Origin of the sequence: Flagellimonas rhodophyticola (genome assembly GCF_049332665.1) — a bacterium.
GTDB lineage: Bacteria > Bacteroidota > Bacteroidia > Flavobacteriales > Flavobacteriaceae > Flagellimonas.
On record NZ_CP186326.1, the window covers coordinates 2,960,960 to 2,980,836 of the forward strand.

The following is a 19,877-nucleotide window of genomic DNA, read 5'->3' on the forward strand; positions in this document are numbered from 1 at the left end:
TTAATCAAAATAAAACACGCATTGACCATGAAATGTTTAAGAATTCTTTTTACCCTGGCCCTACTAACCATATTCTGCACTGCCAGCGCACAGCAAGATACTCAACCTACTAAAGATGAAACCTTGGTAGGTCAATTTCAAGAATTGGAACGAAAGTCCGGTAACTACCGTGCCAATGGTATCCGCTATGAAGTAGTTAAGGTTGGAGATCTTTATAGAATAAAAGGGAATATTTTCGATTCCATAAATACCGCCAACGCTACTATAAAAGACTTATCATCGACAATTACAAGCAACAAGGCTGAAATAGAAGATCTAAATTCCAAATTACAGGAAACCACAACTAATCTAAAGAATGTAACCGAGGAAAAAGACAGCATGTCATTTTTTGGTGCATTGGTTAGCAAGGGCACATATAAACTCATTCTTTGGGGCATTATTCTTGGTCTAATGTTGTTCTTGCTCTTTTTCATATACAAATACCGAAACAGTAATTTTCTTACGCATCAAGCGAAGACCGCTCTTGCTGATTTAGAAAAAGAATACGAGCAACATCGAAGACGTTCTTTGGAACGCGAGCAAAAAATCAGCCGTCAATTGCAAGATGAACTGAATAGGCAGAAAAACAAGTAATTAAAGGACCCGGGCGAGGATGGTATTTTTCCATTCCTACCTTTAATTATTCTAATGAACTCTGTTGCTTAATTGCAACACACAAAGTATGGAAATCAAAAAAGCTTCACTGGATGATTTGGAACTCATTGTTCCCCTTTTTGATGCCTACCGCGTATTTTATGAGCAAAATTCAGACTGCGATGCTGCCCGTATTTTCTTAAAAGAGCGATTTCTCCGGAATGAAACATTGCTGCTTTTAGCGATGGATAATGGAAAACCAATAGGGTTTACACAGCTCTACACGACGTTTTCATCAGTATCTATGCAACCCATATACATATTGAATGACCTTTTTGTGATTTCCGAATCAAGAAAAAAAGGAGTTGGAGAAGCATTATTGAATGAGGCCAAAGAATACTGTAAAAAAGCTGGGTATAAAGGTTTGGCCTTGGAAACTGCAGTGTCCAATCCTGCTCAAAAACTGTATGAACGGTTGGGATGGGTCAAGGATGAATCATATCTTCATTACTTTTGGTCTAATACTTAAGTATTGGAATAAACCTCCTTATTCATGCGGATAGACATTATCACCGTTTTACCTGAACTATTGAAGAGCCCATTTGAAGCATCCATACTCAAACGTGCTATAGAAAAAGGTCTTGTTGAAGTTCATTTTCATAACCTGAGGGATTATTCCAAAGGAAACTACAAACAAGTGGATGATTATCAATTTGGAGGTGGTGCCGGGATGGTGCTTATGATAGAGCCCATCGACAAATGTATCTCACAACTGAAAAAGGAGCGGGAATATGACGAGATTATCTATATGACCCCAGATGGAGATACTTTAAACCAGGCTGCAGCAAATGAGATTTCCCTCAAAAAAAACCTGATTATTCTTTGTGGTCATTACAAAGGGGTAGATCAGCGAGTTCGGGATTTGTTTGTAACGCGTGAAATTTCTATAGGAGATTATGTGCTTTCAGGAGGCGAGCTTGCAGCGGCAGTGTTGTGTGATTCAATAATACGATTGTTACCTGGGGTATTAAATGATGAAACTTCAGCTCTCACAGATACCTTTCAAGACAATTTATTGGCCCCTCCGGTTTATACAAGGCCTTCCGATTATAAGGGCATGGAAGTACCTCCAATCTTGTTGACTGGAGATTTTCCAAAAATTGAAAAATGGCGGGAAGAACAAGCTATAGAAAGGACTATAAAAAGACGACCTGATTTATTGAAATAATATGGACAATTCACAAACATTTATTTATGCTATTGGATCCTTGCTGGGAGTATTGGGTCAAATAGTAGTAATTATCGCTTGTATCATCTTGATCAGCAAAAAAAAGAATAGCGCTACGGTGCTTATGCTTATTGCAAGCATTTTAGCCTTAGTAGTAACAATACTCAATTTTTCTGGAAATATTATTGCAGCCCAAGCTGGTGTAGATTCGGTATTAACTTGGAGCAAGATTTTTGCATTAATAGGACCTCTACCCTACGTCTTATTTGCCATTGGACTCATACTCTTCGCTACAAACCATGTCAAAAAGTTGGAAGACTTTCAATAGCAGTTCTAAAAAGTAAAAATTACCTTGTCAATTCTAAATATTGCACTATTTTTGCAATCTCAAAATTAACCTCTGACGAAAACCGTGAAAGTTAATCTTGTAAAAACTTAAAAAACAATACAATGGAATCCTTAATAAAATTTGTCGAAGACGAATTTGTTCCAAAAAAAGAATTTCCAAAGTTTTCATCTGGTGACACAATCACTGTGTACTATGAAATCAAGGAAGGTGAAAAAACTAGAACTCAGTTCTTCAAAGGTGTAGTTATACAACGAAGAGGAACAGGGTCAACTGAAACGTTTACAATTCGTAAAATGTCAGGTACCGTAGGAGTAGAAAGAATTTTTCCAATCAATATGCCGGCACTCCAAAGAGTTGAGGTGAACAAGAAAGGTAAAGTTCGTAGATCTAGAATCTTCTACTTTAGAGGCCTTACTGGTAAGAAAGCCCGTATTAAAGAGATTAGAGGATAGTTCATCGATCCATATCATAAAAAAAGCACCCTCTACAGGGTGCTTTTTTTATGAACAATTGTTAATAACCATGGTTCATATCATGTTGATTTTTAATCCCTTACAAAATTTGGAAATCTGGGAGTTTATTATAATTTAGTCAAAGAAATGTAGAGGAGATTATATCAAATTTATGTTTTGAATTTAAAGTTGACGTTCTTTAAACTAATGACTCCCTTTTTAATTGGTAACACTACTAATCACAAAAGGAATTTCGAATCCAGGGAAGTTTCGGCAGAACTGAAGAAGAAATAATGAGTTTTATGTGCGGACGGAAGAGCAATTTTCCGTTTTGATAAAACTCAGGAATCCATTAGACACTTTGCAAGATGTTGTTTAGTTGAAAAATTAAGGACATAGTGTTGAGTAAACGTCAAAGGGGTAACGGACGCAATCAATGGTTGCGATTTTGTGGCAACACAAAATGATGTCTTATAGCCCTTTTCAGAAAGCCATATCAATGTGCAAACATAGATATGGCTTTTGTTTTTGGTATTTCCTCAAAAAACCATCTCTTTTTTTAGCAATATACCCTAGTATCAAAATGGGCATAAGTCGTATATTTGCACCGCTCTAAAAAAATACCTTAATGGCTAAGATTTTTTACACGAAGACCGATGAGGCTCCTGCCTTGGCAACACTTTCCTTTTTGCCTATTGTAAAAGCATTCACCAATACGGCTAATATTGCGATTGAAACAAAAGACATTTCCCTTGCAGCAAGAATACTAGCGGTTTTTCCTGAGTATTTGGAAAAAGAGCAACAAGTATCAGATGATTTGGCCCTACTCGGAGAATTGGCCAAAACTCCAGAGGCAAACATCATCAAACTTCCGAACATAAGCGCTTCAATACCTCAGCTGAAAGAAGCCATTGAAGAATTGCAACAAAAAGGGTTCAATCTGCCTGATTATCCAGATGAACCAAAAAATGAGGAAGAAAAAACCATAAAATCAAAGTACGACAAGATTAAAGGGAGTGCGGTAAACCCAGTGCTTCGTGAAGGGAACTCAGATAGAAGAGCACCCAAAGCCATTAAGAACTATGCCAAAAAGAATCCGCATAGTATGGGAGCATGGAACCCAGATTCCAAAACGCATGTTGCAACGATGTCAAAGGGTGATTTTAGAAGTAACGAATTGTCTACTACTCTTGAAAATGCGGATGACATTCGAATCGAATTAGTGGATGAAAATGGAAACACTACCATTTTAAAAGATAAGGTTGCCCTTCAACAGGATGAAATTATTGATGCCACCGTAATGAGCAAGCGAGCGCTTGTAGACTTTCTTCAGAGTGAAGTTGCAGATGCCAAAGAGCAAGGCTTATTGCTTTCGCTCCACTTTAAGGCTACAATGATGAAAGTTTCCGACCCTATCATTTTCGGGCACGCTTTACAAGCATATTTTTCAGATTTGTTCAATACTCATGGAGAAACCTTGGAAAAAATAGGTGTCAATGCCAACAATGGACTGGAAACTCTTCTGGATAAATTGGAGGAGTTGCCCGATTCTGAAAAGTCAGAAATCAAAAAGGCCATAGCTCAGGGCATCGAAAATGGACCTGACCTAGCCATGGTAAATTCAGATAAAGGTATTACCAACCTTCACGTTCCCAGTGATGTCATCATAGATGCTTCCATGCCAGCGATGATTAGAAATTCTGGCAAGATGTGGGACAAAAATGGTGAACTTCAAGATACAAAAGCGGTTATTCCTGATAGCAGCTATGCAGGAATTTATCAAGCTACAATCGATTTCTGCAAAGAACATGGTGCTTTCGACCCAACCACGATGGGAACCGTACCTAATGTTGGTCTTATGGCTCAAAAAGCGGAGGAGTATGGCTCTCATGACAAGACTTTTGAGATTTCAAACGCTGGAAGTGTTCGAGTAGTAAGCAATAGTTCAAACCAAACGTTGATTGAACACAATGTTGAAGAAGGCGATATTTGGAGAATGTGCCAGGTTAAGGATGCTCCTATTCAAGATTGGGTAAAGCTAGCAGTAACACGTGCAAGAGCAACCGACACTCCAGCTGTTTTTTGGTTGAATGAAGAGCGCGCGCACGACAGAGAACTGATCGTCAAGGTCACAGAATACTTGAAAGATCACAATACTGAAGGATTGGATATTCGGATCCTATCCCCTATTGAAGCTACTAAGTTTACGTTGGAACGCATAAAGCAAGGAAAAGATACCATTTCAGTTTCAGGTAATGTGCTTCGTGATTACCTAACCGATTTATTTCCGATACTGGAAGTTGGCACTAGTGCTAAAATGTTATCCATTGTTCCTTTAATGAACGGTGGAGGGCTTTTCGAAACTGGTGCTGGAGGGTCAGCTCCAAAACATGTAGAGCAATTTTTGGAAGAAGGCCACCTTCGTTGGGATTCGTTGGGTGAATTTTTGGCTCTTGGTGTTTCCTTAGAACATTTTGGGGAGAAAAATCAAAATCAAAAAGCCGCGGTCTTGGCCGATGCATTGGATAAGGCAACTGAAAAGTTCTTGGATAATGACAAGTCCCCTTCAAGAAAAGTGAATGAATTAGATACTCGAGGAAGCCATTTTTATCTAGCACTCTATTGGGCAGAGCACCTGGCCCATCAGGATGCAGATACTTCACTCAAATCCATTTTCGGAAAAGTATTTGATGCGCTAAAAGCAAATGAAGAGCAAATTGCCAAAGAGCTCATCGAAGCTCAAGGAAGTTCGGTTGAGATTGGTGGCTACTACTTGCCGGAGGCCTCAAAAGCTTCAAACGCTATGCGTCCTAGTAACACTTTGAATACCATTTTAGAAACAATAGCCTAGGTCTCACTAGTTTAAGAAACTGTTAAACTGTCCCTTTTTTGAAATGATGATTGTCTATTTTAGACTATCATTATTTATAAATCATTAGTTTGAGGCAGTTCCTCTTTGTAATTCTTTTTCTATTGGCGAATATTGGTTGTGAAGACGCAATCAGTTTGGACTTGCCCACATCCGATTCCAAATTGGTAATCGACGCCTTAATTGGTTACAATGAAAGCAATGGAAGTCCAATAATCTCAGGACGGGTAAAACTTACCTTGACTGCTCCATTCCTAGCCGAAGAAGTCCCCCCAGCAATTGGTGCTAGTGTAATCATAGTTGACGATGAAACCGGACAATCTTTTAATCTAACGGAAAGTCAACCAGGCGTGTTCGGTGTCAATTTTCCAGAATTCCAATTTAACAGACCATATACCTTGGTGGTCAACTATGATAACCAGGTGTATTCCGCAACACAACAAATGTACCCTTCACCAAAAATCGATAGTGTGGAGCAAGGCGACGGATTTTTGTTTGAAGAGGATGAAACTGAAGTCCTGGTATCCTTTACCGATATCCCTGAAGTGAGAAATCATTACTTATTTTCCTTTGGGTTCAGCAACTTTTTAGTCGTTGACGATGATTTTTTTCAGGATAGCCAACTAACTTTTTCTTATTTCTATGAAGATGTGGTTCCAGGAGATGTACTTGCCATTACCATCTTTGGTATTGATAAAGATTTTGCAAACTATGCCAATTTAGCCTTGGTTCAATCTGGTGAAGACACCGGGGATGGCCCATTCTCAGTACCGCCATCCAACATTCGCGGAAATATTGTGAATGTCACAAACCCAGGAGATAATCCATTCGGATACTTTGCAATAGGCGAATTTGACACAAAATTGCTTACTGTCAAATAAGGTTTCTATTTACATTTTTATTTGTCATACCCAATATGTAACTTTAAACAAATAGTTGCTATGTCCAAAAGATTACTCATTGCTCTCCTAATTCTATTTCTAAATCACAGCCTACTTCAAGCACAACAAAAATATACACTGAGCGGAACCATTTCCGAAGCAAGCAGTAACGAAACTTTGATTGGTGTTACCATCGCGTTTCCAAGTTTGCAAACTGGGGTAACTACAAATGAATATGGCTTCTATTCCATCACGCTTCCAAAGGGAACCTATGATGTAACTATTAGTTACTTAGGGTATCAGGACATTAAGGAAACCATCAACCTTAATAGAAATCAAAAAAAAGACTTCAACTTAAATCAGCAGGCTGAAGAATTGGAGGAAGTGGTGGTTACCGATGAGTCAAAACAACTGGACATTAGAAAGCCGCAAATGAGCGTAAACACACTTGCGGTTCAAACCATAAAACAGATTCCCGTAGTGTTGGGTGAGGCTGATGTCATAAAATCCCTCCTGCTCTTACCTGGGGTCACTAGCGCTGGAGAAGCTTCCTCAGGATTCAACGTTCGTGGAGGGTCGGCTGACCAGAATCTGATTTTACTGGATGAAGCCACTATATTTAATTCCTCTCACTTGTTTGGATTCTTCTCCGTGTTCAATCCCGACGCCATTAAGGATGTGAAATTATTCAAAGGAGGTATACCGGCCAGGTATGGCGGAAGGGTTTCCTCTGTCCTAGAGATATTTCAAAAAGAAGGAAACAGCAAGGATTTGAAAGTAAATGGAGGTATTGGAGCTGTTGCAAGTAGAATACTCATTGAAGGACCCATAACCAAGGATAGAACCGCTTTTTTAGTGGGCGGAAGAGCATCCTATGCGCATTTGTTCTTACCACTCTTCGATGTTGATAACAAGGCCTATTTCTTTGACCTGAATACCAAGTTCAACCATAAAATCAATGATAGAAACAATATCTACGTGTCAGGATACTTTGGAAGGGATTTATTCAGCATCAACGACAGTTTTGTAAATACATATGGTAACGCAGTTGGAAACTTTAGATGGAACCATTTATTTTCAGATAAGTTATTCTCTAATCTGTCACTGATTTACTCAGACTATTTTTATGGCCTGGAATTGGACTTTGTTGGTTTTGAGTGGGATTCAGGAATTCAGAACTTTAACCTTAAGTACGACCTCAAGCACTATATTAGTGACAAGTTCCAGGTAAATTATGGGTTAAATAACATCTATTACGTGTTTAACCCGGGGAAAATAAAGCCGAATAGTCCAGATTCGGGAATTGTCGAGGAACAACTAACAAAAAAATACGCCAATGAAGCTGCTGCCTATGTGGATGTTGAGCAAAAAATCACAGAAAAACTCAGTGTAAACTATGGTCTAAGAGTCAGTCTTTTCAATCGACTTGGGCAAGATGAACTGTTCGTTTATGAAAATGACCAGCCCGTGGTTTTTGACCCTTTTCAATTGGTATACCAAGAAGCAGTTCCCATTGACACCATTAATCCAGGAAGAGGACAAAACCTCTCAACCTTTGTGAACCTGGAGCCCAGGGTTTCGGTGGCTTACGCAATGAATGAAGATAACTCCATCAAGGCAAGCTACACACGCTTAGCGCAATATTTACATTTGTTATCCAACACAAGCTCTCCCACACCTTTGGACGTATGGACGCCAAGTGGTCCTTTTGTGGAGCCACAATTACTCGACCAGTACGCATTGGGATATTTCAGGAACATCAATGATGGAGAATATAGCCTTGAAATTGAAGGGTTCTACAAGGACATTCAAAACAGAATCGATTATATTGATGGAGCCGATTTGATAGCAAATGATGCCATAGAGCAAGTTATTCTAAATGGTGAGGCAAGGGCCTACGGATTAGAATTCCTATTGCGAAAAAATGAAGGACGATTCCAAGGTTGGTTAGCTTATACCCTATCCCGTTCTGAACAACGTACCCCTGGCCGAACCCCAACCTTTGATAATGGCCGATCCAATTTAGAGACTGGTATCAACTTTGGAGAATGGTACAGTACTCCATTTGATAAAACTCATGACATAGCTCTTTACGGCAGTTATGACCTTAACGATAGATGGAATTTCAATGCAAATTTTATCTATCAAACAGGCCAACCTACCAATTATCCCATCGGCCAATTCGATTTCCAGGGTCTTGTAGTGCCCTTTTTTGGCTTACGGAATCAAACTCGACTACCGGACTACCATCGTTTTGATGTGTCCGCCATACTCAAAAACAAAAAAAGACGAAATGGTAATTTTCAGTCCGAGTGGGTTTTTAGCATTTACAATCTCTACAATAGGCAAAATGCAGCGTCGATCAATTTTAGACAGAATCAAGATACAGGAAGAAATGAGGCCATAAGAACCTCGATATTTGGGATTATTCCGGCGATAACCTATAATTTTAAGTTTTAATATGCGATACAAGTATTTGATCATTGGATTGTTGTTCGCATTATCAGGGTGCGAAGATGTAATTGATGTTGAAGTCCCAACCACGGAAGCACGTTTAATTGTGAACGGGCTTTTAAGAGTTGATGAAAGTCAGCAGTTTGTCCCCGTTGAAATTAGGGTTACAGAAACCAACAATTTTTTTGAGGAAACTCCGGTGACCTCTCTGGAAAGCGCAATAATTATCTATGGCCAGCCAAACCCTGATGCTCCAGAGCTTCTAGATAATATAGCCACTTCTTCTTTGGCAGAATCTGCACCGGGTTCAGGCATTTATATTCCTGACCCTACATTTGACGCCGATCAGCGAATCCAGACTTCATCACTTTTACCAGGCACAGTATTTATCCTTATCGTGGAGCATAAAGGAAGACGATTCGTAGCAAGAACGCCATATTCCAAAACAGTTCCTTTTGACAATCTAGTTCAAGGCAATGAAACCCTTTTCGATGAGGATGATACAGAAATCAAAATTACCATTTCGGATGTTGAGGACATTGACAACTATTACGTTTTTGATTTTGGTTTTGGTGAATTTTTGGCGCTGGATGATCAATTTATTGATGGACAAGAATTTGAATTTTCTTATTTCTATCAAAAAGATCTAGAAGCCGGTCAGCAAGTTGAAATCAGTATTTTGGGTGCCGATCAGCAGTTCTTCAACTATATGGATCTGTTGGTGGAGCAAACCCTAAATGACGGAGGTGTGTTCGAAACTCCTGCAGCGACTGTAAGAGGTAATGTTTTCGACGTTACCGGATTGGATAACAATTTGCTTTTTGACAATGTAAACCGTCCCGAAGATTTTCCCTTGGGGTATTTTGCTGTAGTTGAAGAATTTAAGCAAACTGTTCAAATTGAATAATCCTAACACCCAAAATTTGAGACCCTTAACAACAAAAATATTGTCCATTGCCAAATTTGGTCTCTTTCTGCTTATCCTCCAGTCTTGTGAAGATGTCATAGATGTTGAGCTCCCCGAACCGGAACCTAGACTTGTGATAAATGGTATTGTCAAAGTTGACCCAAATCTAGAATTTGTACCTGTTCGGATAAAGGTGACGGAATCTTCAGGTTTTTTTGGCGAAAACACAGTAACACAACTGGAGAGTGCAGTAATACTGGCCGGAGAAGAAGATCCAGACTTTCCAGGGAATTTCAGTTTGGGAACCTCCATTCTTAAAGAATTTGAGCCAGGTACTGGCATATACGAACCAGACACTGTTGGCAACGATGTGGACGAAAGGATTAGAACGGAGTTTTTGAACACAAATACCATTTTTTTCCTAATTGTTCAGCACAAAGGGAAGAGGTATGCAGGTCGAACTATGTATTCACCTACAATTGCCATTGACAATTTGGAGCAAGGGACTGAAACTTTGTTTGATGAAGACGATACGGAAGTAAAAATTACCATTACGGATATCCCAGAAATGGAAAATTATTATGTTTTTGATTTTGGTGATGGAGAATTTCTAACCCTGGATGATCAGTTTTTTGATGGACAGGAATTTGAATTCTCTTATTTTTCTGAAAAGGAATTGGAGCCAGGGGAAGCGTTGGAAGTAAGCCTATTGGGCGCTGACCAACAGTTTTTTAACTACATGGACTTACTTATCGAGCAAACAGAGGACGACGGCGGTATTTTTGAAACTCCTGCTGCCACAGTTCGAGGTAACGTCTTCGATGTCACTGGTCTCGATAATATCGAAATTTTTGATAATGTGGAACGACCTGACTCATTTGCTCTGGGTTATTTCGCAATTGTGGAAGAATTCAAGCAAACTTTGATCATTGAATAACTACAACAATGCATGAAGGACAATAATTACCAATAAACCTGTCAATCCCTGAAAAAAAGTTGCAACGGTATGTCCTCGTAATGCCGTTTTCATATCCATATTTGAAAACTGGGATACCACCCAAAAATAACTGTCGTTAATATGGGAAACGGTCATTGCGCCTGCCCCAACTGCCAATACACTCAAAGCTTTATCAGTCAGAGATTCCAATCCAAAAGTACCCAGTAACGGGGCTATTATGGCTGCGGTGGTAATAATGGACACAGTAGATGACCCCTGGGCGGTTTTTAAAACTGCCGCTATGGCAAAACAAATTAACAAACCCGTAGTTCCTGAGGCTTCGCCAATATCGAAAATCGACGCTATATCCATGGATCGTAAAATAGCACCAAAAGCACCTCCAGCACCTGTGATCAAAACAATGGCTCCTGCTTGCTTTAAAGCGCTTGAAACCCAAGTATTGCGCTCTTTCGACTTGACACCCCTAGCCAATGGAAAAGCGAAAAAAACGCCTATGAGCAAGGCAATTATTGGGCTCCCAATAAACCCAAGAACTTTAAAAACAATTCCTTCACCAAACGGGTGTGTTGGATAATCCGCTATCGATTTCAACGCTATTAACAATACGGGGGCCAGCAACGGCAAAAAAGCAAGGATAGGTTTAATGTTTGGAACCTCTGTATCTTCTTCGGTAACCGCATGCTCCTTTTTCTCCTGTTCTTTCAAAGATTTACCAATGTATCGTGCCCAAAAGTATCCTGCCAAGGAAACAGGTATTGCCGTGGCAAGACCTAGAATCATTACCAATCCCAAATCAGCTTCCAACACGGCTGCCGCTGCCAAAGGTCCTGGCGTGGGGGGAACAAAAACATGGGCCGAGTACAGACCTGTTGCCAATGCGATGGCAAAAACCATCACAGGTACCCCAGATTTCTTGCTCAAAGCTTTATTTAATGAGGATAAAATCACAAAGCCAGAATCGCAGAACACAGGTATGGAAATTACAAACCCAGCTAAATTTAGTGCCAAAGGAGAGCGTTTTAACCCAATAAGTGATAAAATGGAATTAGCAAGTATTTTGGTACTCCCTGTTTTTTCCAAAAACACCCCGATTATGGTTCCGAAGGCTATCACTAAACCAATACCGGAAAGTGTTTTTCCAAACCCCTCACCTAGGGTGGAGACAATTTTCGTGGAATCCATACCCAACATAAGTCCAGAAAAAACTGCAGCAAGAGTAAGTGACAGTACAGGATTCATTTTAAACCTGACCGTGGCGATTATGATAAAAAGTATGGCTATAAAAAGTGTGAGCAATTCCATGATGAAATTTAAAGATGCTCTCTAAATATAAAGTATTCTTGCTACTTTTGAAGTCAATGGGAACAGACAAACAACTTTTGGCAAAGGGAATTAAATCTTTTGGTTATACGGCTATTCTTATGTTCTTAAGTCCAGCTATTTTAAGCCAAGCCTTCAAAAATGAAGAAAATCCTTTGTACATTCCCGTGTTAATACTAGGGTCAATATTGGGGCTATTGGCTATTTATATGGGATTCAAATCCGTCAATATTGTAATGGACGCCCTTTTCGGTAAGAAAAACAAAGATTAGTTTTTTTCGGCAGGAGGCTTCTTCCATTTATTACTCAGTTGAGCATAGTCATAATCCAAAACAGATTCTTGTCGCTGTAGTTTATTGGAGGCGAAAGCGCGCTGCAAAATATCTTCTATGAGATAATCTTCATGAATTCTTTCTGGATGAAATTCTTCTTTAATACTGATTTTAAAGGCTTTGGCCGTAGTGTTGTACCAAAATGCGCGCCAACCATTCCGAAGTTCCTTGACCAAATCAAAAGCCGTTTTTCCTGTTTGCCGATATATCAACTTTATAAGGATTTGTCCTTCGGTCCTTGTTAGTTTTTTTAGTTCGTCTGAAAATTCTCCTTCAACATATTTTTGAACGGTCTTGGTGTATTTTTTTCGATGACGCCTCTTCTTAATTTTAACAAGGCTATCATTCATCTCCTCCAATCGTTCAGCCGCCAGTTTGGCGTAGGGATAAACCTTTAGGGTTTTACGACGAAGAATATAATATCGGAGCTTCTCCTTTCTATTCTCGAATTCCAGATTGCCAAATAAGTAAACTTCATCCAAGGCAATGGAACTATACAAAATGGAATCGCCTTCGAAGCGAACGTAATAATCCTGCACAGAATCTTTCTCCGTCTCTTGGGAAAACCCACTGACACCTATCAGCATTAAAAACAGCACAGTATAATATCTCAACATTCGGGACACTCTAAAATTTAGCCAAAATTAAGGATAAACCCATAACACTGCTATTAAATAAAAGTGAATATTGTTATGTTTGTGGACTAAATCATTTTCATGGCTGCATCAAAAATCATTACTGCTAAATCGCTTAAATTCTTTGAAAAATATCTAAATAATGCCTCACCAACAGGTTACGAATGGGAAGGTCAGAAGATTTGGATGGAATATCTGAAACCTTATGTAGACGATTTTATTACGGATACTTATGGGACGGCAGTTGCGGTTGTGAATCCAGACGCACCTTACAAAGTTGTTATTGAAGGCCATTCCGATGAAATTTCGTGGTATGTCAACTATATCACTGATAATGGATTACTTTATGTTATTAGAAATGGTGGTAGTGATCATCAAATTGCTCCATCAAAATGGGTGAACATCCATACTAAAAATGGTGTTGTAAAAGGTGTTTTCGGATGGCCTGCTATCCATACCAGAAATAGAGCAAAAGAAGAACCTCCAAAACTTGACAATATTTTTATAGATATAGGAGCTAAGGACAAAGAGGAAGTAGAAAAAATGGGAGTTCATGTGGGTTGCGTAATTACCTATCCCGATGAGTTTCAAGTGTTGAACAAGGACAAGTTTGTTTGTCGCGCTTTGGACAATCGAGCTGGCGGATTTATGATTGCTGAAGTTGCTCGATTGTTACACGAAAACAAGAAAAAATTACCCTTTGGACTATACATTACGAACTCAGTTCAAGAGGAAATTGGCTTGAGAGGAGCCGAAATGATCACCCAGACCATAAAACCGAATGTTGCCATCGTCACGGATGTATGTCATGATACCACCACTCCAATGATCGACAAAAAGAAAGAAGGCGAAACTTCCATTGGCTCAGGACCGGTTATTTCATATGCTCCTGCAGTACAAAACAAACTTCGTGAACGCATCATTGAAACTGCGGAAGCCAAGAAAATACCTTTCCAAAGATTGGCATCATCCAGATATACCGGAACTGATACCGATGCCTTTGCGTACAGTAACGGTGGAGTAGCTTCCGCTTTGATTTCTTTACCGCTACGCTACATGCATACTACTGTTGAAACAGTGCATAGAGATGATGTGGAGAACGTTATTCGATTGATTTACGAAACATTACTTACAATAAAAGCTGGGGAAACCTTCAGTTATTTTGATTAAGGTATAACTTTTATGGATGAGCTAGTCGACATTTTGGATGCATCCGGAAATCCAACAGGTCGTACTTGTTTAAAATCAGAAGCGCATTTCAAAGGACTATTCCATTCAACGGTTCATGTTTGGTTTTACACAGATAAAGAACAGCTTTTGTTTCAGCAGCGGTCAAAGGATAAGGATACTTTTCCATCACTATGGGATGTCTCCGTAGCCGGACATATTGGTGCTGGAGAAGAAATTACCCTAGCAGCGGTTCGAGAAGTTGAAGAAGAAATAGGCCTTTCCGTTAAACCACCCTCTCTGGAAAAAATTGGAATTTTTAAGTCCGTTCACCAGCATTCATCCATCTTAAAGGATTGCGAATTCCATCATACCTATATCTGCGAGTTAAAAACATCAATAGATGGCTTAATTCTTCAAGAAAGCGAAGTCGATAATTTGAAGTTGGTTTCTATAAAGGATTTTAAAGAAAGGGTTGCACAAAACCGAATGGACGGATTTGTTCCACATAAGAAATCCTATTATTTGGAGGTATTGGACGCTATTTCCAAAAAACTAAAGACTTGATACAAACTCTTCAGGCTTATCCAACAAATAGGTTTGCTGTGTTCCGCTAGCCATATTTTTAACCACAAACTCACCTTTTGAAAGTTCTTGGTCACCAATCATTACCACGTAGGGCACCTGGCGATTGTTGGCATATTTCATTTGCTTTTGCATTTTGGAAGCAGAAGGATATACCTCAGCTTTTATACCGTTTTCTCGAAGGTTGCCAACCAATCTGAGGGAAGCTAAGCTTTCTTCCTTCCCAAAGTTGATGCATAGCACATCTATCGATTTATCCAAGGTCTCTGGGAACAATCCAAGCTCCTCTAAAACCAGGTAGATACGGTCCAGTCCAAATGAAATACCCACACCGCTTACATTTGGCAATCCAAAAATACCTGTAAGGTCATCATAGCGACCGCCACCACCAATGGAGCCCATGCTCACTCCCTCTGGAGCACTTACTTCATAAATGGCACCAGTATAATAGTTGAGCCCCCGAGCCAAGGTCACATCTAATTGAAGTGAAGCAGATTTTAAACCCATTGCACCAACTGTCTCGACAATTTCTTGCAATTCGGTTATTCCTTGTATCCCGATTTCAGATTGGGATAAAAGGGATTTTAGTTGTTCAAGTTGATCAGCGGCTGAACCTGACATCGAAAACAAAGGTTCAGCCTTTTTTACAGCTTGTTCGGAAATGCCTTTGGCCATCATCTCTTCTTTTACCTTTTCTGCTCCAATTTTGTCAAGTTTATCGAGCGCTACAGTGAAATCAACCAATAAATGCTTTGCTCCAATCACCTCAGCAATTCCGGATAATACTTTTCTGTTATTCAGTTTTATCGTGGTTCCTTTCAATCCTAAATCGGTAAAAACGGCATCATACAATTGCACAAACTCCACTTCTTGTAACAGTGCGTTCGCCCCCACTACATCCGCATCACATTGGTAGAACTCTCTAAAACGACCTTTTTGCGGACGATCCGCCCTCCAAACAGGTTGTATTTGGTACCGCTTAAAGGGAAAGTCAATCTCATTTTGGTGCATTACCACATAACGAGCAAAAGGAACTGTGAGATCATATCTGAGTGCCTTTTCGGATATTTTTGGAGTTAAGGACGAAGATCTCTTTGAACTATAGGTCACATCATCAACCTTGGAAATAAAATCTCCTGAATTGAGAATCTTAAAAATTAAACGGTCTCCTTCCTCTCCATATTTACCCAATAAAGTGTCCGAATTTTCAAAAGACGGTGTCTCTATCGGTTGAAAACCATAAACCTCAAAATGCTTTTTTATGGTTTGTATGATATAGTTGCGTTTAGCAACTTCAGTTGGTGAAAAATCACGCGTCCCCTTGGGAATGGATGGTTTTTGTGGCATCTAATTCTATTCTGCTGCAAATATAAACTGTTTGGACAGACATCAGATATCGGACTTCTGAATACTGATACTATTCCATTATTTTATCAAACCATTGGTAGAGTTCACCTTTGGTGATGACAGCTCCTTGTTTGATCAAATCGAATTTATCCTTGTTCCTATCGTCAGAATAAGCCTTGGAAGCGGCCAAGTATTCCACAAAATCTGATTGAAAGTTTCGCTTGAACCAACCAAAGCCTTCTTCGGTACGCAAATCGATTTTTGGATTCATAACCTTAACGGAAAATAGTTTCATCTCCTTTTCGGTCAAATGGAACAAGTGCATGTGCAGTTCAGAAATGTTTTCCAAATACTCCACCTTGGAAAGTACCCCTTCCCAAACCAAATCGCTGAACACGTCAATTTCTTCTTCAGCAACTTGTGGCTTCTCTTCTTTAATGGTTGCCCATTCATCTGCTGTTATGGACTGGGTGGCCAAAAAGTTGATAAACTCCGGATGTAGCTCTTCCAACTGCTGTTGTGTCAACCTTGCGTACTTCATTGGGTCATATTCATTTAATCCGGCAAAAATAAAAAAGGCCACGCATAAGCGTGGCCTTTTTTCATATAAATTATGTACTCTTAGTTGAAAATATAGCGAACTCCAAATTGGGCTTGCCATCTAGACAACAGACTTGTATCCGAGCTAAAGGTTTCAGTCAAACTTTCATCAAAACTAAATGTTGGATTGTTGTTGTCATCAATACTAACCCCTAAAACTTGTTGGTTGGTCGGAATTTCAACAATTCCCCAATCCGAACTGATTAGGTTACCCACATTCAATACATCCAAACTTAATTGAATGGTGTTTTTATTAGCGATTTTAATGTCTTGCAACACTTTAAGGTCCCAACGACCTCTCCAAGGGGCCAAGGCTCCATATCGTTCGGCATAAGACCCTCGGTTATCACTCAAATAATCATCTTGCTGAATAAAGGCTTCAAACGCTGCAGCATCTCCTGGCTCAGCAAAATTCATTTGGCCTACCTCCGCAGCAGTTGGGATATACAATAAATCGTTGATGCTAGAACCATCTCTATTGATATCTCCTCCATAAATGTAATTGAATCGTCCTCCTTGAGCATACTCAAAGAATGTAGAAACCGTTGTTCCGGTTTTAAAGACTTTGGAAATCACACCTATAAATCGATGTGTATCCCCATATCGTGAATAAGACAGTACATCGGCGTTGGCATCATTGACAATGGCATTAGCCGCGAATGCATCACTAGTGATTTCTGCCTCGATGGAATTTACATCTTTTGAATTTAAATAGCTATAGGCCAAACTTGCATATAATCCATTATCCCAAGTTTTTTGTCCCTTGAATACAGCATTCCAGATTCTTCCTTCATCTGAATTCGAGAATACATATGCGTTGTTGATTAAATCAGAAGCTGCGTAAACAGGTCTATTATCAACACCCTGTAATGTTTGCGAAGGAGGTAATAAACCCCAGTTTTGTACATGGGGACCATTTATATCCTTAGAATAGGAAAAATCAGCAGTCAAAATCAGCCCGTTTTCCAAACGCTTATCAGCACCCAAACTTGTTCTCCATACTTGTGGCCATTGGAAGTCTGGATCTACGGCGGTAAGGAAAAATACATTTGGGTTGGCTATTTGGTTGCCTAACCATACAAATGGGAAACGGCCCGTAAAAATACCGGAACCACCTCGAATCTGTAGGTCGTTTGCTTCAGCAACATCCCAATTAAAACCAACACGGGGGGAAATCAACCAATCGTTTGTTGGCAACTGGGTATTATCAATTAATACGGTTTCTCCATTGTTAGGGTTTACATAAGGAATATCTGCAACTACGGCAGGTGCTCTCTCGATTACGTCCTGCGCTTTTGCAGCGGAATCAAAATATAGAGGGCGGTCTACACGAATACCATAGGTCAACTTAAAGTTTTCGGTTGCATTCCATTCATCCTGAGCATAAAACGCCATCTGGCCCACATTGGTTTCTGCCAATGCCCATCCACCTAGGTTTCCTTGTCCAGCAGCATTTAAAGCATTGTTAGCAGCAATGGCAGCATTAAACTGACCTTGATAAACACCTACGAGGGCAGCTTCACCAGCTGCATCCAGATTTCTAAAGTCAGCAATGGAACCTGATGGGAAGAAAACACCTTGTGCTCCATAAACCCCAAGATTAAAGGAGTTATCAAACTGGAATTTCTCAAAAGAGAATCCTATAGTAAAGGTGTGGTCACCTTTAAAGAAATTAAGATTGTTTGTCAATTGAAAAACCTTCTGATCTAGATTATTATTAATGGAAAAAGGCTCGTGCCCTGCAATTATATAGTTGGATGCTCCATTTTCATCCAACAGGGTAATCGTCGGTGCAGGAGTAGAAAGTGGACTCCTAAAATCATCAAAATGGGTGTAGCCTACTTGTAATTTGTTTGTGGCTTCATCAGAAAGCGTAGAGTTTAATTCAATTTGTACTGACCGAATCTGATTGTTGATTTCGTATCCGGCATTTTCGAACTGTAAGGTAGATAAATTAGGCCCTCTAAAGCCCAATGCCGTAGGGTGAGCTGGCAGTTCTTTGGAGGCATTTAAGAAATTGTATATAACAGCCAGTCTGTTGTTGTCATTAATGTTCCAATCTAATTTGAAGATTCCTTTGGTAGATTCTTGGTCATAATTGAAACCTTCGAACCTTCCAGGGTTGTAAAACTCTCCATTTCCGATGGAAACTTGACTTAAGATGTCCGATACCAATTGAAAATCGGAAGCGAGCACTCGTGATTCGTTGATCCCGCCTCCCCCTCTATTGGGGACGAAGCCATTGGACCCCAAATCGGTACGATCATCTTTTTCAAAGTTCGCGAAGAAGAAAAGTTTATTCTTGATTATGGGACCTCCTATACTTACCCCATATTGAGATTGGCTCAGGTCGGCTTTAAACACGTCTTCACCTTTTACTTTACCTCCGGTGAGGCTTTCATTTCTGAAAAACCCATAAACTGAAGCATAAAACTCGTTGGTACCACTTTTGGTCACCGCATTTACCGAAGCTCCGGTAAATCCAGATTGAGTAACATCATAAGGTGCTGTTGTTACTTGAATTTGATCAATTGCATCGATTGAAATCGGATTTGAATTGGTCTGCCCTCCTGGTTGAGCGGCATCCAACCCAAAGGGATTGTTGAAAATGGCTCCATCCAATGAAAAGTTATTGAATTGATCATTTCTTCCACCAAAAGATCCAGCGCTGGCTGTGGGTTCCAATCGGGTAAAATCGTTTGTAGACCTGGAAATTGTTGGAAGTCTTGTTAATTCCCTCCTCCCAACACTGGTTTCAGCTCCTGTTCTATCGCTACCGAAAGTTCCAGTCTGGTCTGATACCACGACAACCTCATCCAGAGCCTGACTATCTGAAAGTAGACCTACATTATGGTTAAATGTTTTTCCTAGCGAGAGAAAAATGTCGTTTTTGACATTATTTTTAAAACCTACGTAAGAAATAGTAACCTCGTAAGGTCCCCCTACTCTTAAATTTAGCAGGTTATACCGTCCTTCTTCATTTGTAATTGCTCCATATCTCGTGCCCGTAGGGGTATGTACCGCTACAACATTAGCTCCCAAAAGTGGGACCTGTTGGTCATCAACAACCGCTCCTCTAATATTGGATGTGGTTACTTGCGCAAAAGTAGATGTGAATACCATCAAGAAAAGTATTCCCAGGGGTAAAAGTTTCTTCATA

At 39.8% G+C, this 19,877-nt stretch carries 18 protein-coding genes; 13 read left to right on the plus strand and 5 right to left on the minus strand.

Going from position 1 to position 19,877, the window contains the following annotated elements:
• Positions 1 to 27 precede the first annotated feature (27 nt).
• From ACOKFG_RS13265 to ACOKFG_RS13310, 10 genes are all read left to right on the plus strand, one after another.
• The gene (locus ACOKFG_RS13265) at positions 28 to 633 is read left to right on the plus strand and encodes a tRNA (guanine-N1)-methyltransferase (RefSeq protein WP_422861430.1); all 606 of its coding nucleotides are present in this window, start codon (positions 28 to 30) and stop codon (positions 631 to 633) included.
• An 88-nt stretch (positions 634 to 721) separates the two neighbouring features.
• Positions 722 to 1,162: a GNAT family N-acetyltransferase gene (locus ACOKFG_RS13270; RefSeq protein ID WP_298790326.1), complete on the plus strand. Its 441-nt coding sequence runs from the start codon at positions 722 to 724 to the stop codon at positions 1,160 to 1,162.
• A 24-nt stretch (positions 1,163 to 1,186) separates the two neighbouring features.
• The gene (gene trmD, locus ACOKFG_RS13275; RefSeq protein WP_298790328.1) at positions 1,187 to 1,861 is read left to right on the plus strand and encodes a tRNA (guanosine(37)-N1)-methyltransferase TrmD; all 675 of its coding nucleotides are present in this window, start codon (positions 1,187 to 1,189) and stop codon (positions 1,859 to 1,861) included.
• Between the two features lies 1 nt (position 1,862).
• The gene (locus ACOKFG_RS13280) at positions 1,863 to 2,189 is read left to right on the plus strand and encodes a hypothetical protein (protein ID WP_299173919.1); all 327 of its coding nucleotides are present in this window, start codon (positions 1,863 to 1,865) and stop codon (positions 2,187 to 2,189) included.
• Between the two features lie 122 nt (positions 2,190 to 2,311).
• Positions 2,312 to 2,662 carry a 50S ribosomal protein L19 gene (gene rplS, locus ACOKFG_RS13285; RefSeq protein WP_298790332.1) on the plus strand — a complete coding sequence of 117 codons (351 nt, stop codon included), beginning with the start codon at positions 2,312 to 2,314 and terminating at the stop codon, positions 2,660 to 2,662.
• Positions 2,663 to 3,290: 628 nt separating this feature from the next.
• Positions 3,291 to 5,513 carry an NADP-dependent isocitrate dehydrogenase gene (locus ACOKFG_RS13290; RefSeq protein ID WP_422861431.1) on the plus strand — a complete coding sequence of 741 codons (2,223 nt, stop codon included), beginning with the start codon at positions 3,291 to 3,293 and terminating at the stop codon, positions 5,511 to 5,513.
• 89 nt (positions 5,514 to 5,602) lie between these two features.
• Complete coding sequence (locus ACOKFG_RS13295) at positions 5,603 to 6,412, plus strand: DUF4249 family protein (RefSeq protein WP_299173925.1); 810 nt, start codon at positions 5,603 to 5,605, stop codon at positions 6,410 to 6,412.
• Between the two features lie 60 nt (positions 6,413 to 6,472).
• A complete protein-coding gene (locus tag ACOKFG_RS13300; RefSeq protein WP_422861432.1) occupies positions 6,473 to 8,872 on the plus strand; it encodes a TonB-dependent receptor in 2,400 nt (799 codons plus the stop codon).
• 1 nt (position 8,873) lies between these two features.
• Positions 8,874 to 9,773 (plus strand): DUF4249 family protein, encoded by a 900-nt coding sequence (locus tag ACOKFG_RS13305; RefSeq protein ID WP_299173927.1) that lies wholly within the window; start codon positions 8,874 to 8,876, stop codon positions 9,771 to 9,773.
• 16 nt (positions 9,774 to 9,789) lie between these two features.
• A complete protein-coding gene (locus tag ACOKFG_RS13310; protein WP_422861433.1) occupies positions 9,790 to 10,710 on the plus strand; it encodes a DUF4249 family protein in 921 nt (306 codons plus the stop codon).
• Here the strand turns inward: ACOKFG_RS13310 and ACOKFG_RS13315 are convergent, their stop codons facing one another.
• Complete coding sequence (locus ACOKFG_RS13315; RefSeq protein ID WP_299173932.1) at positions 10,711 to 12,033, minus strand: GntP family permease; 1,323 nt, start codon at positions 12,031 to 12,033, stop codon at positions 10,711 to 10,713.
• A gap of 56 nt (positions 12,034 to 12,089) precedes the next feature.
• Between ACOKFG_RS13315 and ACOKFG_RS13320 the strand changes: the two genes are divergently transcribed.
• Complete coding sequence (locus ACOKFG_RS13320; RefSeq protein WP_298790347.1) at positions 12,090 to 12,323, plus strand: DUF6095 family protein; 234 nt, start codon at positions 12,090 to 12,092, stop codon at positions 12,321 to 12,323.
• Here the strand turns inward: ACOKFG_RS13320 and ACOKFG_RS13325 are convergent.
• Complete coding sequence (locus ACOKFG_RS13325; protein WP_298790349.1) at positions 12,320 to 13,000, minus strand: DUF4294 domain-containing protein; 681 nt, start codon at positions 12,998 to 13,000, stop codon at positions 12,320 to 12,322. The genes ACOKFG_RS13320 and ACOKFG_RS13325 overlap by 4 nt on opposite strands.
• Before the next feature lie 99 nt (positions 13,001 to 13,099).
• On the opposite strand from ACOKFG_RS13325, the gene ACOKFG_RS13330 reads away from it, so the two are divergent.
• Both ACOKFG_RS13330 and ACOKFG_RS13335 read left to right on the plus strand, forming a co-directional pair.
• Positions 13,100 to 14,188: a M42 family metallopeptidase gene (locus tag ACOKFG_RS13330; protein ID WP_298790351.1), complete on the plus strand. Its 1,089-nt coding sequence runs from the start codon at positions 13,100 to 13,102 to the stop codon at positions 14,186 to 14,188.
• A 12-nt stretch (positions 14,189 to 14,200) separates the two neighbouring features.
• Positions 14,201 to 14,752 (plus strand): NUDIX domain-containing protein, encoded by a 552-nt coding sequence (locus ACOKFG_RS13335; protein WP_299173937.1) that lies wholly within the window; start codon positions 14,201 to 14,203, stop codon positions 14,750 to 14,752.
• On the opposite strand, the gene hisS is transcribed toward ACOKFG_RS13335, so the two are convergent.
• From hisS to ACOKFG_RS13350, 3 genes are all read right to left on the minus strand, one after another.
• Entirely contained in the window at positions 14,741 to 16,117 is a 1,377-nt protein-coding gene (gene hisS, locus ACOKFG_RS13340) for a histidine--tRNA ligase (protein ID WP_299173938.1), read from the minus strand. The genes ACOKFG_RS13335 and hisS overlap by 12 nt on opposite strands.
• Positions 16,118 to 16,187: 70 nt before the next feature.
• Positions 16,188 to 16,658 (minus strand): DUF6495 family protein, encoded by a 471-nt coding sequence (locus tag ACOKFG_RS13345; protein WP_422861434.1) that lies wholly within the window; start codon positions 16,656 to 16,658, stop codon positions 16,188 to 16,190.
• Between the two features lie 80 nt (positions 16,659 to 16,738).
• Positions 16,739 to 19,876 carry a TonB-dependent receptor gene (locus tag ACOKFG_RS13350; RefSeq protein WP_422861435.1) on the minus strand — a complete coding sequence of 1,046 codons (3,138 nt, stop codon included), beginning with the start codon at positions 19,874 to 19,876 and terminating at the stop codon, positions 16,739 to 16,741.
• Between the last annotated feature and the right edge of the window lies 1 nt (position 19,877).

Bases quoted from the DNA above. Each gene is read 5' to 3' on its own strand.
- ACOKFG_RS13350 (WP_422861435.1), bottom strand. From the start codon at position 19,876: ATGAAGAAACTTTTACCCCTGGGAATACTTTTCTTGATGGTATTCACA.
- ACOKFG_RS13320 (WP_298790347.1), top strand. From the start codon at position 12,090: ATGGGAACAGACAAACAACTTTTGGCAAAGGGAATTAAATCTTTTGGT.
- rplS (WP_298790332.1), top strand. From the start codon at position 2,312: ATGGAATCCTTAATAAAATTTGTCGAAGACGAATTTGTTCCAAAAAAA.
- ACOKFG_RS13270 (WP_298790326.1), top strand. From the start codon at position 722: ATGGAAATCAAAAAAGCTTCACTGGATGATTTGGAACTCATTGTTCCC.
- ACOKFG_RS13330 (WP_298790351.1), top strand. From the start codon at position 13,100: ATGGCTGCATCAAAAATCATTACTGCTAAATCGCTTAAATTCTTTGAA.
- ACOKFG_RS13335 (WP_299173937.1), top strand. From the start codon at position 14,201: ATGGATGAGCTAGTCGACATTTTGGATGCATCCGGAAATCCAACAGGT.
- ACOKFG_RS13315 (WP_299173932.1), bottom strand. From the start codon at position 12,033: ATGGAATTGCTCACACTTTTTATAGCCATACTTTTTATCATAATCGCC.
- ACOKFG_RS13300 (WP_422861432.1), top strand. From the start codon at position 6,473: ATGTCCAAAAGATTACTCATTGCTCTCCTAATTCTATTTCTAAATCAC.
- ACOKFG_RS13290 (WP_422861431.1), top strand. From the start codon at position 3,291: ATGGCTAAGATTTTTTACACGAAGACCGATGAGGCTCCTGCCTTGGCA.
- ACOKFG_RS13280 (WP_299173919.1), top strand. From the start codon at position 1,863: ATGGACAATTCACAAACATTTATTTATGCTATTGGATCCTTGCTGGGA.
- ACOKFG_RS13345 (WP_422861434.1), bottom strand. From the start codon at position 16,658: ATGAAGTACGCAAGGTTGACACAACAGCAGTTGGAAGAGCTACATCCG.
- trmD (WP_298790328.1), top strand. From the start codon at position 1,187: ATGCGGATAGACATTATCACCGTTTTACCTGAACTATTGAAGAGCCCA.
- ACOKFG_RS13305 (WP_299173927.1), top strand. From the start codon at position 8,874: ATGCGATACAAGTATTTGATCATTGGATTGTTGTTCGCATTATCAGGG.
- hisS (WP_299173938.1), bottom strand. From the start codon at position 16,117: ATGCCACAAAAACCATCCATTCCCAAGGGGACGCGTGATTTTTCACCA.
- ACOKFG_RS13325 (WP_298790349.1), bottom strand. From the start codon at position 13,000: ATGTTGAGATATTATACTGTGCTGTTTTTAATGCTGATAGGTGTCAGT.
- ACOKFG_RS13265 (WP_422861430.1), top strand. From the start codon at position 28: ATGAAATGTTTAAGAATTCTTTTTACCCTGGCCCTACTAACCATATTC.